Source organism: Butyrivibrio sp. XBB1001 (genome assembly GCF_000424505.1).
Lineage (GTDB): Bacteria > Bacillota > Clostridia > Lachnospirales > Lachnospiraceae > Butyrivibrio.
In genome coordinates, this window is record NZ_AUKA01000007.1 from 60,176 (window position 1) to 75,502 (window position 15,327).

A 15,327-nucleotide genomic window follows, 5' to 3' on the forward strand; every position below is an offset into this window, starting at 1 on the left:
GGATATCTACGTTGAGTAAGAATATAATAATAGCCAGGCGGGATTTTCCGTCTGGCTATTAAGAGAATTTATCAGGAGTAATATGGCAGAACAGAAGCGAGATTATTATGAAGTCCTTGGTGTCAGCAAGGGCGCCAGTGAGGACGAAATAAAGAAAGCATACAGAGTGCTTGCCAAGAAGTATCACCCAGATATGAACCCGGGTGATGCATCTGCAGCTGAGAAGTTCAAGGAAGCATCTGAAGCTTATGCTGTACTGAGCGATCCAGAGAAGAGACGTCAGTATGATCAGTTTGGTCATGCGGCCTTTGATGGTGGTCAGGGCGGCTTTGGTGGCTTTGATTTCAATGGTGCGGACTTTGGAGATATTTTTGGAGATATCTTTGGAGATTTCTTTGGAGGCGGCAGAGCCAGAGGCGGAGCCAGAACAGGCCCTTCCAAGGGAGCAAACCTTCGTGCCAGCGTACGTATAACTTTCCTTGAGGCAGTCTTTGGTTGTGAGAAGGAGCTTGAGCTTACTATCAAGGATCCATGTCCAACTTGTCATGGAACTGGTGCTAAGCCTGGTACATCTGCACAGACATGTTCAAAGTGTGGTGGTAAGGGACAGATTGTTTACACTCAGCAGTCTTTCTTTGGTACTGTCAGAAATGTTCAGACATGTCCAGAATGTGGTGGTACTGGTAAGGTTATCAAGGACAAGTGTACAGATTGTCATGGCAGTGGATATATTGCCAGCAGGAAGAAGATCAAGGTTACTATTCCAGCCGGTATAGATAATGGACAGAGCGTAAGAATCAGAGAAAAGGGTGAGCCAGGTGTTAATGGCGGACCAAGAGGAGACCTTCTTGTAGAGGTTATCGTATCTGATCATCCTATTTTCCAGAGAGAGGGATACGACATTTATTCTGTAGTCCCTATGTCTTTTGCAATTGCAACACTTGGAGGAACAGTTATCATTGATACTGTTGATGGTAAGGTAGCCTATGATGTCAAGCCTGGTACACAGACTGATACAAGAGTAAGACTTCGTGGAAAAGGTGTTCCTTCCCTTAGGGACAGAGATACAAGAGGTGATCACTATGTAACCCTTGTTGTTCAGGTTCCTGAGAAGATTTCCAAGGAAGCCAAAGAGCTTCTCAAGCAGTTTGATGAGAAGACAGGAGATAGTCTTGGAGCAGCTGACCGTGTTATGGGTTCTGGAGATAAGGGACCAGATAACGGTGGCGGCAAGAAAAAGAAGGGATTATTCAAATAACAATAATCTAAAATATAAAATCGAGGAGAGACCTCCTTTCAGCGTTGCTCAGAGAAGTCGGTCTCTCCTCGATATTTTTGATTTCACGTAACTGTATTTGGATATTTAAGTAAGTATATTTGGTTATAGATTGTTCACATATTCTTGTGATATATGTTATACTTCGTTGGTTGTAATGTTGTATACTTTGAGTGATGGTTATCAAAAATACTTGGATAGATGTATTGTTTGAAAGGAAATGATTCTTATGAAATGGATGAGGTTTAGGGTTCGTACCAATGAAGAGTCTGAGGATATAATTGTTAGTTACCTTGAGGATATTGGACTTGAGGGAGCACAGATTGAGGATAATGCGCCTTTGACTGCGGCTGAGAAGGAGCAGATGTTTATTGATGCGCCTGAACTTGAGCCTGATGAGGCACCAAGCGGAATAGAGAGCGGCGTAGCTTATCTTAATTTCTTTTTGGAAATAGATGATGAGAATATGCTGACAGTAGAACTTCCTAATGAGGATGGGGAGTATGTCAAGGAGAAGAGAACTCCTGAACAGATGCAGGCTGATATTAGGGAGAAGCTTGATGAACTTAAGACTTTTTCTGATATCGGAGATGGTACAATATCTGTTGATGTAACAGAGGATATAGATTGGATAAACAACTGGAAGCAGTATTTCCACAAGTTTTATATAGATGATATTCTGGTAATTCCTTCTTGGGAGAAGGAAACTGAGGATGACGAGAACAAGGCACAGATGGTTTTGCATATTGATCCTGGAACCGCCTTTGGTACTGGAATGCATGAAACAACACAGCTCTGCATCAGAATGCTCAAGAAGTACGTTAATTCAGAAACTGAGCTTCTTGACGTAGGAACTGGTAGCGGTGTATTATCTATTCTTGCATTGATGTTTGGTGCCAAGCACGCAGTTGGTACAGATCTGGATAAATGCGCTGTTCCAGCGGTTAAAGAGAATATGGAAAATAACGGTATTGCGCCTGAAAAATTCGATATGATGATTGGAAATATTATCGATGACAAAAAGGTTCAGGATACTGTTGGATATGATAAATATGATATAGTAGTAGCCAATATTCTGGCTAATGTACTAGTACCTCTTACTCCGGTTATCATGAATCAGCTCAAGAAGGGCGGAATTTATATAACATCCGGTATTATAAACACCAAAGAGGAAGAGGTTAAGAAAGCACATCTTGATGCTGGACTTGAGATTCTTGAAATCCATCATCAGGGCGACTGGGTTTCAATCACATCGAGGAAAAACTGATGTATCATTTCTTTGTTGACGGCTCACAGATAACACCTGATTTTAAAAGTGTAGAGATAACAGGGAGCGATTATAATCACATAGCCAATGTTCTCCGAATGCAGAAGGGAGAGCAGTTTTCAGTAAGTATAAGAGACGATGATGAGGGTAAGGAAATCTTCTATGAGATAGAGGATATCACTGATTCATCTGTAATTGGTAAACTCTGTTTTATTGAGAAGGTAGGCAATGAACTTCCTTCCAGGATATATCTTTTCCAGGGGCTCCCCAAGGTGGACAAGATGGAGCTTATTATCCAGAAGGCGGTAGAACTTGGGGCGTTTCAGGTGATTCCTATGGCAACCAAGAGATGTGTTGTTAAGCTTGATGACAAGAAGGCAGAGAATAAGATAAAGAGATGGCAGGCTATTTCTGAGGCTGCGGCCAAACAGAGTAAGCGTGCCATTATTCCTGAGGTTACAATGCCTGTTACAATGAAACAGGCTGTAGAACTTGCCAAGGATATGGATGTGAAGCTTATTCCATATGAGAATGCCAAGGGCATAGAAGAAACCAAAAGGATTATAGAGGCGATAGAGCCTGGCCAGAGTATAGCCATATTTATTGGGCCTGAAGGAGGTTTCTCTGAGCAAGAAATTGAGCTTTGCCAGAACAATGATATTAAACCTATCACGCTAGGAAAGAGAATCCTTAGAACTGAGACTGCAGGATTTACAATTATTTCATGGCTTATGTATCATCTTGAAAAATGATTTTTAAGCTTTTAAGTTTTCTGATTGATAAGTAGTTAAAAGGCAGATTACAGCCATTGCCATATTATTATAAGGTTTAAGAGTTAGGATACAAAAATGCAGGCATATTTAGATAATTCAGCAACAACAAGGGTCTATGATGAGGTGGCCCAGGCGGTCTACAAGACCATGACAGAGGAATATGGAAACGCATCAAGCGTTCATCATATGGGTACAATTTCTGGAGAGAGAGTTGCAGCGGCAAGAGAGACTATTGCTAATACTTTGAAGGTGGATCCTTCGGAGATTCTTTTTACATCAGGCGGAACAGAGTCTGATAACCTTGCTGTTATTGGAACTGCCAGAGCCAATAAGTGGCGTGGCAAGCATATCATCACAACTTCCATCGAACATCCAGCTATTCAGGAGACAACAACCTTCCTGGAAAAAGAGGGATTTGAAACAACTTATCTTCCAGTTGGTCCAGATGGGGTGGTGGATCTGGAGGCTTTAAAAGCTGCAATAAGGCCAGATACCATTCTTGTTTCTATGATGTATGTGAATAACGAAATTGGAGCTATTGAACCTATTGAAGAGGCTGGCAAACTTATAAAGTCCATAAATCCTGAAATTGTCTTCCATGTTGATGCGGTTCAGGCTTATGGTAAGGTTTTGATAAGGCCAAGATCTATGAACATAGATCTTTTGTCAGTTAGCGGGCACAAGATTCATGGCCCCAAGGGAATAGGCTTTTTATATATCAAGAAGGGAACAAAAATTGTCAATATCTGCTATGGCGGAGGCCAGCAGAAGGGAATGCGTTCAGGAACAGAGAATGTTCCAGGCATTATTGGGCTTTCACTCGCAGCTAAAATGTGCTATGAAGACTTTGATGCCAAGATAAAGAAGCTCTATGATCTTAAGAAGTATCTCATAGATTCACTTAATGAGCGTCTTACTGATATTAAGATAAATGGACCAGAGTGGGATAAGGGAGCACCTCACATTGTGAGTGTTTCTATAAAGGGGCTTGCAGCAGAAACTGTTCTTAATATGCTGAGCAGCAAGGAAATATATGTTTCTGCGGGAAGCGCTTGTACTTCAAACAATCCTCATGTTTCAGACACTCTTAAGGCTATCGGACTTGATAAGAGCCTTTTAGAGTCTACAATCAGGATCAGTATGTCATTTATGACTACCAGGGAAGAGATAGATTATTTATTGGATACACTTTGTTCACAGGTAGAGACCATGAGAAAGTTCTACCGCCACTAAGAAAGGAATTATTTATGCAGTACCATGCTTTTATCATCAAGTATGCCGAGATTGGAGTAAAGGGCAAGAACAGATATATTTTCGAAGAGGCTTTAGTAAGGCAGATAGAGAGAGTTCTTTCTAAATGCGATGGCTCTTTTTCTGTATCAAGAGTAGCAGGTAGAATCTATATTGAGGCTGAGGGCTTTGATTTTAACGAGGTTGTAGATCACCTTGGAACAGTTTTTGGAGTGACAGGAATCTGTCCTGCAGTAACAATTAATAGAGATTCAGAAAACCATCTTCCGGATATAGATGGCGTTACCAAGGCTGTTCTTGATTTTATAGATGGAGTTTACCCAGACAAACACAAGACTTTCAAGGTTAAGGTTAGAAGAGTTGATAAGAGCTATCCAATGGATTCAATGGAAATGGGAGCTGAGCTTGGTGCCAGAATACTTGGCGCATATCCTGAAATGAAGGTTGATGTACACAATCCAGAAATTCTTCTTAATGTGGAAGTCCGTGAGAAGCTTAATATCTTTTCCGAAATTATTCCTGGACCTGGTGGAATGCCAATAGGAACAGCTGGCAAGGCAATGCTTCTTTTGTCAGGTGGTATTGATTCTCCTGTGGCTGGATACATGGTTGCTAAAAGAGGTGTAGACATTGAGGCTGTATATTTTAATGCGCCACCTTATACTTCAGAAAAGGCCAAGCAGAAGGTTGTTGATCTGGCTGGAGTAATTGCCAGGTACACAGGTAAGGTTAAACTTCATGTTATCAACTTTACTGATATTCAGATGTATATTTATGAGAAGTGTCCTCACGATGAGCTTACTATCATCATGAGAAGATATATGATGAAGATTGCTGATATTATCGCAGGTCAGACTGGCTGTATGGGACTTATAACCGGTGAGAGTATTGGACAGGTGGCTTCACAGACCATGCAGAGCCTTATGTGTACAGGAGAGGTTGTAACAGATATGCCTGTTTACAGACCACTTATAGCTTTTGACAAGCAGGATATTGTGGATATCTCTCTTAAGATAGATGCTTATGAGACATCAATTCTTCCCTATGAGGATTGCTGTACTATTTTTGTGGCCAAGCATCCTGTAACAAAGCCACGTCTTGACATTATTAAGAAGCATGAGGAAAATCTTGCAGAAAAAATAGATGAACTCATGAAAGTCGCTCTTGAGACTGATGAAGTGATCACGATTGAGAAATAAAAGCGGTGCGCACTAGCTTCGAAAGAACCTCAGCAAGTGCTTTACACAAAAGACCATCTTAGGAAATCCTAAGATGGTCTGAAAAATCTTTTTAATATGGATCTAATCCTATTAAGATTAGATCATGTAAGGCTTGAGAATCTCAAGAACCTCATCTGCGCCGTCTTCTGCATGGATATTGAGATCGATTGGCTTAGAAAGATCCAATGAGAAAATACCCATAATAGACTTCGCGTCGATAACGTATCTTCCAGAAACGAGATCGAAATCATAATCAAACTTCGTAATATCGTTTACAAAAGATTTAACCTTATCGATAGAGTTTAAAGAAATTTTAACGGTCTTCATTGAGCAAATACCTCCTTCTTTATCTTATTTAATAGTAACTAGATAAATGATAAAAGTCAATGACCTAAGACTTAAAAGGTAATGAGTTTTTGATAAAAATAAGAAAGATTAAGAAAGATTATGAACAATATTCAAAATAACGTTAATGGAATGAGAGTTGCTCTTCATAACCTTGGTTGTAAGACGAATAGTTATGAAATGGATGTAATGGCCATAAAGCTTCGCGAGGCAGGCTGTGAAATAGTGCCATTTACGGATGAAGCAGACATCTATATCATAAACACCTGCACAGTTACTAATATTGCTGATAGAAAGTCAAGGCAGATGCTTCATAAGGCCAAGAAAGAAAACCCGGATGCTATTGTAGTTGCAGTTGGATGCTATGTTGAGACGGGCATAGATGGAGTCAAGAAGGATGAGAGCATAGATCTGGCTGTAGGTAACAATAAGAAGTCAGAAATTGTCGAAATACTGAATACATTCCTTGATGCAAAGGGAACAAATAAGGACAAGACTCTTGGCGGAACATCAATCATAGATATTAACCATACAAATGAGTTTGAAAATATGCTACTTTCAGAGCTCCCTGAGCATACTAGAGCATATATCAAGATTCAGGATGGCTGCAATCAGTTCTGCACTTATTGTGTTATTCCTTATGCAAGAGGAAGAATTCGCAGCAGGGAGATGAAGGATATTCTTGCGGAGATTAAGGGACTTATTCAGAAGGGCTGCAAAGAGGTTGTTTTGACAGGAATCCATATTGGCTCCTATGGTGTTGACCAGGGCCAGCCTATGTTGGTTGAACTTGTGGAAAATATTGCCCAGCTTGCCGGAATAGAGAGAATCAGGCTTGGATCAATAGAGCCACGACTTGTAACTGAAGAAAATGCCAAGAGACTTGCAGCGGTTGATAAGCTCTGTCCACATTTTCATTTGTCATTGCAGAGCGGATGTGATTCAGTTTTAAAGCGCATGAACAGACATTATACTGCAGCTGAATTTGCTGAAGGTGTCAGACTGTTAAGAGAGGCTTTTGACAGACCTGCTATTACTACAGATGTTATTGTTGGTTTCCCTGGCGAGACAGAGGAAGAATTTGAAGAATGCAGGAAATTTGTAGAGGACATTAACTTCTATGAAATGCATGTGTTTAAGTATTCTCCGAGAAAAGGTACCGTTGCTGCCGGAATGAAAGATCAGCTTACTGACAGAGAAAAGTCAGAAAGAAGTGATGTACTTATAGATCTTACTGAGAGGCAGTCTCTTATCTACAGGAACTCTTTTATTGGGGAAAAGGTAGGCGTACTCTGGGAGGACGAAGAGGAAATCAAGGGCAGAAAGTTTATGATTGGTCATACGGACAGATATGTCAGGGTGGCTATGGAAGAAACTGAGCTTGGTTTTGGAAGAGCAGTATCTGGCGAAATCACCATGGAGACTATATCTGGGCTGCTTAACTCGGATACTCTTCTTGCTGCAAAAGAATAATAGTGATTTGCTTAATTTTTTTGGCTGGTGTAGAATTAATCTAAGTATACGCAAAAGAATAAGTGAGGGTGCCGGTAGTGACACGCTCTAAATAATAAAAGATTGGAGAAAGAATATGGCAGATCAGGATTTAGGAAATACCCAGTATTTTAAGGTAGAAGTAGAACCAGAGACTGGTGTTAAGAAGGTTCTTTCTGTGGTTTATGATGCTCTTTTGGAGAAGGGCTATAACCCTGTTAATCAGATTGTTGGTTATATTATGTCAGGTGATCCTACTTACATTACAAGCCATCAGGGGGCCAGAAGCCTTATCATGAAGGTTGAGCGCGATGAGCTTGTTGAAGAGATGCTCACGGAATACATTAAAAGTAACGATTGGGCACAGCACAAGTAATGAGGATAATGGGACTAGACTACGGCTCCAAGACTGTGGGAGTTGCTATCAGTGATGAACTTCTGTTAACAGCTCAGGGTCGTGAGATAATCCGTAGGAAAGAAGAAAATAAACTACGCAGAACTTTAGCGCGCATTGAGGAGCTTATTCAGGAATATGGGGTGGAGAAGATTGTGTTGGGACTACCTCTTAATATGGATCAGACTCCCTCTGAGCGCTCACAGTTGTGCCTTGAATTCAAGGATAAGATTGAGAGACGAACAGGAATCCCAGTGATCATGTGGGATGAACGCCTTACAACAGTTGAGGCTGATGAGATCATGGATGAAGCAGGGATCAAGGGTCGAGATCGAAAAGAGTACGTTGATATGATAGCGGCGCAGATCATTCTGCAGGACTATTTGGATAACAGAGAACGGAGTTGAATTTGGAAAAGATCATATTTAGCCCAGATGGAGGCGAACCAGTAGAATTCTATTGTTTGGAACAGACTGTTATTGGTGCCAAGACTTACCTTCTTGTCACAGATGAAGAAGATGGTGACGGAGAGGCGCTTATTTTGCGCGATGACTCCGATATTAAAGATGAGCAGGCGCTTTATGCGATCGTTGAGGATGACCTGGAACTGGAGGCAGTTGCAGGTGTATTTCGCAAGCTCCTTGCCGAGGATGATATAGATCTGGATATTTAACGGGGACTTTGGTTAATATCCTATTCTACATCTCCGCCAATTACTTATGGAGGAAATAATTTGAACAAAAAGAAAATTGCAAATGCGTCCAAGCTGCAGATCATCCCTTTGGGAGGTCTTGAGCAGATTGGAATGAACATCACTGCCTTCAGATATGAAGACAGTATTATTGTGGTGGATTGCGGTTTGTCATTCCCAGATGATGACATGCTTGGAATCGACCTTGTTATTCCTGACATTACTTATTTACAGGAAAACATAGATAAGGTAAAGGGGTTTGTAATAACCCACGGACATGAGGACCACATCGGTGCGCTTCCTTATGTACTTCACGAGCTTAATGTCCCTGTTTATGCTACAAGGCTGACAATGGGTATTATTGAGCACAAACTTGAGGAACATAATCTTCTTAAAAAGACAAGGAGAAAGGTGGTCAAGTTTGGCCAGTCTATTAACCTTGGTCAGTTTAGAGTTGAATTTATAAGAACAAACCACTCTATTGTTGATGCTGCTGCTCTTGCTATCTATTCGCCAGCAGGAACTGTGGTTCACACTGGAGACTTTAAGGTTGACTATACACCTGTTTATGGAGATCCAATAGATCTTCAGAGATTTGCAGAAATTGGTAAAAAAGGAGTTCTGGCTCTAATGTGCGATTCTACAAATGCAGAGAGACCAGGATTTACAGCTTCTGAGAAAACTGTAGGAAGAGCTCTGGGCTTTCTGTTTGAGGAGCATGCTAACAACAGGATCATAGTAGCTACCTTTGCTTCTAATGTAGATAGAGTTCAGCAGATCATCAATATAGCTCATAAAACTGGACGTAAGGTTGTGGTAGAAGGCCGCAGCATGGTCAGCATTATTGATATAGCTCAGAAACTGGAGTGCATCCAGATTCCTGAGAATACGCTTATAGATATCGATCATCTCAAGGATTACCCTGAGAACAAGACAGTTATCATTACTACAGGAAGCCAGGGAGAGAGTATGGCTGCTCTTAGCAGAATGGCTAACGGACAGCATAGAAAGCTCTCAATTGGTGCGGGAGATACTGTTATCTTTTCCTCCCATCCAATACCTGGTAATGAGAAGGCTGTTACCAACATAATCAATGAACTTCAGATGAAGGGTGCGGATGTAATATTCCAGGATGTTCACGTATCAGGACATGCCTGTCAGGAAGATATCAAGCTTATCTATACACTGGTTAAGCCTAAATATTCAATTCCTGTTCACGGTGAGTACAGGCATCTGCAAGCTCAGGCTAATATCGCAAGAAGCCTTGGTATTGATAAAGAGAATATCTTTATCCTCCATTCAGGAGAGGTTTTAGAGCTTGATGATGAGAGTGCCAAGGTCAAGGGTAAAGTCCCTGTTGGAGCTATTCTGGTTGACGGACTTGGAGTAGGAGACGTTGGTAACGTAGTTCTAAGAGATAGACAACATCTTGCAGAAGATGGTATTGTAATAGTTGTATTTGGACTGGATCAGGCCAATGGACAACTGGTTTCAGGACCAAGTATTGTTTCAAGAGGCTTTGTATACGTAAGAGAGTCAGACAAGCTGATAGATGATGCAACTGATCTTGTGCTCGATGAGGTAACAGAGGCTCTAGATAAGGGAATCACAGATTGGGGCAAGCTTAAGAGCATTGTTAAGGATGTCCTGAGTGATTATATCTGGAAGAAGACAAAGAGAAGACCTATGATCATGCCAATCATCATGGATACAAATTATTGATGATGTCATGAACTTGGTTGGGAGAGATGCATGAGTGCTAGAAAATTTGCATTAGGCTTTCTTGATACTGCAGTCAAGGTAGTCTTCGTGATCTTAGTTATTATGCTCATCAGTAAGTATTCCAAAGTGGCTTATGACTATGGTTACCATATTTTTAATCAGGTCCCTGTTTCTTCAGGAACTGGCAGAACGGTTTCAGTCACTATAAAAAGTGGCGATTCGGCAAGCGATATTGCTGATAAGCTGGCTGAAGTGGGACTTATAACTGACAAGACATTATTTAAATTGCAGGAGAGGTTCTCAGATTATCATGGACTTGAGACTCCTGGTACCTATGAACTTAGTACAGCCATGACACCGGAAGAAATGCTACAGATCATGGCTGCAGGATCTATCGAGACAGCTGAGTCTGGTTCAGAAGCAGCTTCTACAGAGACAGCTCCTGAAACTAACGTGGCAGGCGAGGAATCAAGCGGTGGTTGAGCAGGATAGAATGACGGCATTTATAAATTCTCTGGATAGGGGAAATGCTCCTTATCTTGATGAATTGGAGAAGAGGGCCAAGGCGGATGATGTCCCTATCATCCGCAAGGATACTCAGGCTCTGCTTAAGTTTTTAATGGCACAGAGTAGACCTAAAAATATTTTGGAGGTCGGCTGTGCTATTGGCTTTTCTGCCCTACTAATGGCAGAGTACAGTGACCCTGATACCAGGATCACGACTATAGAGAAGTTTGAGAAGAGAATTCCTATAGCTAAAGAGAATTTCATACAGTATGACACAAATAATAAAATCACACTCTTAGAAGGTGATGCGACAGAAATACTTAAAACGCTATCCCCGGGGTATGATTTTATTTTTATGGATGCGGCAAAGGGGCAGTACATCAATTTCCTGCCTGATTGCCTTAGAATCCTGAATAAAGGGGGACTACTGGTATCTGATAATGTTCTTCAGGATGGAGATGTTATAGAGTCCAGATTTGCGGTAACCAGGAGAGACAGGACAATACATGCCAGAATGAGGGAGTATCTTTATGAACTCAAACATAATGATGCCCTGAATACAGTTATTCTGACTGTGGGAGATGGCATGACCTTATCTGTGCGGTTATAAGCATGATGTAACGATTTTTGTTTTAGCTTAGAAATGTGGAGAAATCAATGAAAAAACCTGAATTACTGATTCCAGCAAGTAGCCTGGAGGTACTTAAAACAGCTGTTATTTTTGGAGCAGACGCAGTTTATATTGGCGGAGATGCTTTTGGACTACGTGCCAAGGCCAAGAACTTCAGCCCTGAGGAAATGAAGGAGGGCATAGAGTTTGCACATGCCCATGGAGTAAAGGTTCACGTAACTGTTAATATCCTCGCTCATAACTACGATCTTGACGGAGTTGAGAAATATCTTCATGAGTTAAAAGAGCTAAAGCCTGATGCTCTTATAATAGCTGACCCCGGAATCTTTATGAAGGCTAGAAGGATCTGCCCTGAGATAGATATTCACGTATCGACACAGGCTAATAATACTAACTACGAGACATATAATTTCTGGCATGATCTAGGAGCCAAGAGAGTTGTGGCTGCAAGAGAACTTTCACTTCGCGAGATAAAAGAGATCACGGAAAAGATTCCTGAAGATCTTGAGATGGAATGTTTCATTCACGGAGCTATGTGCATTTCCTATTCAGGAAGATGTCTTTTATCTAATTATTTCACAGGAAGAGATGCCAATAAAGGAGCATGCACACACCCTTGTAGATGGAAGTATTCTGTTGTAGAGGAAAAGAGGCCTGGTGAGTATCTTCCTGTATACGAGAACGAAAGAGGAACTTATATCTTTAACTCCAAAGATCTGTGCATGATAGAGCATATTCCTGAGATGGTTGATGCAAGGATTGACAGTTGCAAGATCGAGGGCCGTATGAAGACTGCTCTTTATGTAGCTACTGTTGCCAGAACTTATAGAAAGGCTATAGATGATTTCTTTGAATCTGAGGATAAGTACAGACAGAATATGCCATGGTACCTTGATCAGATATCAAAGTGTACATACCGCCAGTTTACTACGGGATTCTATTTTGGCAAGCCTAGTGATGAGGCTCAGATTTATGACAATAATACTTATGTTAATGAGTATATCTACCTGGGAATTGTAGGGGAAATAGATAACAGAGGTTATGCTAAGTTTGAGCAGAGAAATAAGTTCTCTGTGGGTGATGAAATTGAAATCATGAAGCCTGACGGAACGGATATAAAGGTTACCGTTAAGGGAATGTATGCGGAAGATGGAACACCTGTAGAATCATGTCCACATTCCAAGCAGACACTTTTTGTAGACCTTTCAGAAAGGCCTGAGAAATACGATATTCTGAGGGTGAAATCCAGCTCGCCGGAGGTTGAAACTAATCTTCCAGATTGCGGTGCCTGAAAAAAGTGCTTTGCGTTTTGCACAATGTGTTGTAATATGTAACGGAAAAATTGAATTATAAGATCAAGGTCTTGTAGCGAAAGGAATGTGAAATCACATGGGGAACAAGGTAAATGTTGAAGAGATTTTTGGGCAGAATGTCTTTACTCTTGCCAAGATGAGAGAGAGATTACCCAAGAATGTTTACAAGGAAGTTGTAAATGTAACTGAGCATGGCGGAGAGCTTTCCAAGGAATCTGCAGATGTTGTGGCAAATGCTATGAAGGAGTGGGCAGTAGAAAATGGTGCTACGCACTATACTCACTGGTTCCAGCCACTTACAGGTATTACTGCCGAGAAGCATGATTCTTTTGTTGGTTCAGCTGACAAGGATGGCCGTATGCTTACTTCTTTTTCAGGCAAAGAGCTCATTAAGGGCGAGCCTGATGCTTCATCATTCCCTTCAGGTGGTCTTCGTGCTACATTCGAGGCAAGAGGATACACAACCTGGGATATCACTTCACCTGCATTTTTGAAGGAATCTGGCGCAGGTGTTACACTTTGCATTCCAACAGCGTTTTGTTCATATACTGGAGATGCTCTTGATAAGAAGACTCCACTTCTTCGTTCCATGGAGGCTGTTAATAAGCAGGCTCTGAGAATCGTAAGATTATTTGGTAATACAACTGCTACTAAGGTCAATGTTTCAGTCGGACCTGAGCAGGAATATTTCCTTGTGGACTGGGATAAGTCCATGAAACGAGAAGACCTTATTTTCACTGGAAGAACCCTATTTGGTGCTCAGCCTCCTAAGGGACAGGAGATGGAAGATCACTATTTTGGTGTAATCCGTGAAAGAGTTGGCGAATTCATGAAGGACCTCAATGTAGAACTTTGGAAACTTGGAGTTCCTGACAAGACACAGCACAACGAGGTTGCACCTGGTCAGCACGAACTTGCACCAGTGTATGAGACAGCCAACATTGCAGTAGATCACAATCAGATCATTATGGAGACAATGAAGCGTGTTGCTGAGCATCACCACATGAGATGCCTTCTTCACGAGAAGCCATTTGCAGGCGTAAATGGTTCTGGTAAGCACGATAACTGGTCACTTTGCACAGATGATGGTGTTAATCTTCTTGATCCAGGCGATACGCCTAACAAGAATGTTCAGTTCCTTTTTGTACTTGCCTGCATTTTGAAGGCAGTGGACACTCACGCAGACCTTTTAAGGCAGAGTGCTGCTGATGTTGGTAACGATCACAGACTTGGTGCCAACGAGGCTCCACCTGCAGTTATTTCTGTATTCCTTGGAGAACAGCTTGAGGATGTTGTAAGACAGCTTATTGAGACTGGTGTTGCCAAGTCCAGCAAGAGAGGCGGTAAGCTCAAGACTGGTGTATCTACACTTCCACAGTTTGAGAAGGACGCGACAGATAGAAACCGTACTTCACCATTTGCATTTACTGGTAATAAATTTGAGTTCAGAATGGTTGGATCATCAGATTCAATGGCTAGCTCAAATACTACACTTAATACAATCGTTGCTGAGGCTTTCTGCGAGGCAGCAGATAAGCTTGAAAAGGCCAAGAATTTCGATGAAGCTGTTCATGATCTTATCAAGGAGTATCTGACAGATCATCAGAGAATCATCTTTAATGGTGATGGATACTCAAATGAGTGGATCAAAGAGGCTGAGAGAAGAGGACTTCCTAATATCAAGTCTACAATCGAGGCAGCAGACACACTTATTACTAAAAAGGCAATTAAGCTTTTTGAGGATTTTGGTGTATATACCAAGACTGAGCTTGAGTCCAGAAGAGAGATCATTTTTGAGAACTATGCCAAGACTATCAATATCGAGGCTCTTACTATGATTGATATGGCTTCCAAGCAGATCATTCCTGCAGTAATGAAGTATGCAGGAAGACTTGCAGCAGATATCAATGCTATAACAGCGGCTGGTGTTAGCGCATCAGTTGAAATAGATGAACTCAAGGAAATCCAGATGCATCTTGGCAAGATGAAGGAGGCTCTTGATAAGCTTAAAACTCTTGAGGGCAAGGCATCAGTTATAGAAGATCAGAGAAAGAGAGCATTTTTCTATAAGGATAAGGTTCGCCCAGTAATGGATGATTTAAGAGAACCTGCTGATAAGCTCGAGCTTTTGTTAGATAAGAAGGATTGGCCATTCCCAACCTATGCTGATCTATTATTTGAAGGTTAATGAAGCGCCGCTATCTGTGTTTTAAAATACGGATAGCGGCATACTTATAATCGAATTAACGATTTTTATAAAATTTTTAAAAAAGTGCTTGCATTTTATTTTTTACATGCGTATAATTAACACTTGTCGATGGGCTATCGCCAAGCGGTAAGGCAACGGACTCTGACTCCGTCATTACGTAGGTTCGAATCCTACTAGCCCAGCTATTCAAACGGGATTGTTGGTCACAACAGTCCCGTTTTTTCTATATCATTTTTG

15 protein-coding genes and 1 tRNA gene are annotated in these 15,327 nt (G+C 41.3%); 15 read left to right on the forward strand and 1 reads right to left on the reverse strand.

Annotated elements, in window-relative coordinates; translation table 11 throughout:
• Window positions 1–82: 82 nt before the first annotated feature.
• The 5 genes from dnaJ to thiI all read left to right on the forward strand — a co-directional run bounded on the left by dnaJ (window position 83) and on the right by thiI (window position 5,766).
• Window positions 83–1,258, forward strand: coding sequence for a molecular chaperone DnaJ (gene dnaJ, locus G631_RS0107895; RefSeq protein ID WP_026488991.1), 1,176 nt, complete (start codon window positions 83–85; stop codon window positions 1,256–1,258).
• Between the two features lie 247 nt (window positions 1,259–1,505).
• Entirely contained in the window at window positions 1,506–2,543 is a 1,038-nt protein-coding gene (gene prmA, locus G631_RS0107900; protein ID WP_026488992.1) for a 50S ribosomal protein L11 methyltransferase, read from the forward strand.
• Window positions 2,543–3,295, forward strand: coding sequence for an RsmE family RNA methyltransferase (locus G631_RS0107905; protein WP_026488993.1), 753 nt, complete (start codon window positions 2,543–2,545; stop codon window positions 3,293–3,295). Before prmA ends, G631_RS0107905 begins: the two co-directional genes overlap by 1 nt.
• 96 nt (window positions 3,296–3,391) lie before the next feature.
• Window positions 3,392–4,549 carry a cysteine desulfurase family protein gene (locus G631_RS0107910; RefSeq protein WP_026488994.1) on the forward strand — a complete coding sequence of 386 codons (1,158 nt, stop codon included), beginning with the start codon at window positions 3,392–3,394 and terminating at the stop codon, window positions 4,547–4,549.
• A gap of 14 nt (window positions 4,550–4,563) precedes the next feature.
• A complete protein-coding gene (gene thiI, locus G631_RS0107915; RefSeq protein ID WP_026488995.1) occupies window positions 4,564–5,766 on the forward strand; it encodes a tRNA uracil 4-sulfurtransferase ThiI in 1,203 nt (400 codons plus the stop codon).
• Between the two features lie 117 nt (window positions 5,767–5,883).
• On the opposite strand, the gene G631_RS0107920 is transcribed toward thiI, so the two are convergent.
• A complete protein-coding gene (locus G631_RS0107920) occupies window positions 5,884–6,114 on the reverse strand; it encodes an HPr family phosphocarrier protein (protein WP_013282005.1) in 231 nt (76 codons plus the stop codon).
• 120 nt (window positions 6,115–6,234) lie between these two features.
• On the opposite strand from G631_RS0107920, the gene mtaB reads away from it, so the two are divergent.
• From mtaB to G631_RS0107970, 10 genes are all read left to right on the forward strand, one after another.
• Window positions 6,235–7,605 carry a tRNA (N(6)-L-threonylcarbamoyladenosine(37)-C(2))-methylthiotransferase MtaB gene (gene mtaB, locus G631_RS0107925; protein ID WP_242829077.1) on the forward strand — a complete coding sequence of 457 codons (1,371 nt, stop codon included), beginning with the start codon at window positions 6,235–6,237 and terminating at the stop codon, window positions 7,603–7,605.
• Between the two features lie 115 nt (window positions 7,606–7,720).
• A complete protein-coding gene (locus G631_RS0107930; protein ID WP_026488997.1) occupies window positions 7,721–7,999 on the forward strand; it encodes an IreB family regulatory phosphoprotein in 279 nt (92 codons plus the stop codon).
• On the forward strand, window positions 7,999–8,424 hold the full coding sequence (gene ruvX, locus G631_RS0107935; RefSeq protein WP_026488998.1) for a Holliday junction resolvase RuvX: 426 nt from the start codon (window positions 7,999–8,001) through the stop codon (window positions 8,422–8,424). The genes G631_RS0107930 and ruvX overlap by 1 nt, the downstream gene beginning before the upstream one ends.
• A 2-nt stretch (window positions 8,425–8,426) precedes the next feature.
• Window positions 8,427–8,690, forward strand: coding sequence for a DUF1292 domain-containing protein (locus G631_RS0107940; protein WP_026488999.1), 264 nt, complete (start codon window positions 8,427–8,429; stop codon window positions 8,688–8,690).
• Between the two features lie 60 nt (window positions 8,691–8,750).
• The gene (locus tag G631_RS0107945) at window positions 8,751–10,430 is read left to right on the forward strand and encodes a ribonuclease J (protein ID WP_026489000.1); all 1,680 of its coding nucleotides are present in this window, start codon (window positions 8,751–8,753) and stop codon (window positions 10,428–10,430) included.
• A gap of 30 nt (window positions 10,431–10,460) precedes the next feature.
• On the forward strand, window positions 10,461–10,913 hold the full coding sequence (locus G631_RS18505) for an endolytic transglycosylase MltG (RefSeq protein ID WP_051197020.1): 453 nt from the start codon (window positions 10,461–10,463) through the stop codon (window positions 10,911–10,913).
• Window positions 10,906–11,547 (forward strand): O-methyltransferase, encoded by a 642-nt coding sequence (locus G631_RS0107955; protein ID WP_026489001.1) that lies wholly within the window; start codon window positions 10,906–10,908, stop codon window positions 11,545–11,547. Before G631_RS18505 ends, G631_RS0107955 begins: the two co-directional genes overlap by 8 nt.
• Window positions 11,548–11,594: 47 nt before the next feature.
• Window positions 11,595–12,860 carry a peptidase U32 family protein gene (locus tag G631_RS0107960; protein WP_026489002.1) on the forward strand — a complete coding sequence of 422 codons (1,266 nt, stop codon included), beginning with the start codon at window positions 11,595–11,597 and terminating at the stop codon, window positions 12,858–12,860.
• 97 nt (window positions 12,861–12,957) lie between these two features.
• Window positions 12,958–15,069: a glutamine synthetase III family protein gene (locus G631_RS0107965; RefSeq protein WP_026489003.1), complete on the forward strand. Its 2,112-nt coding sequence runs from the start codon at window positions 12,958–12,960 to the stop codon at window positions 15,067–15,069.
• A gap of 130 nt (window positions 15,070–15,199) precedes the next feature.
• A tRNA-Gln gene (locus G631_RS0107970) sits at window positions 15,200–15,272 on the forward strand.
• Window positions 15,273–15,327: the final 55 nt, after the last annotated feature.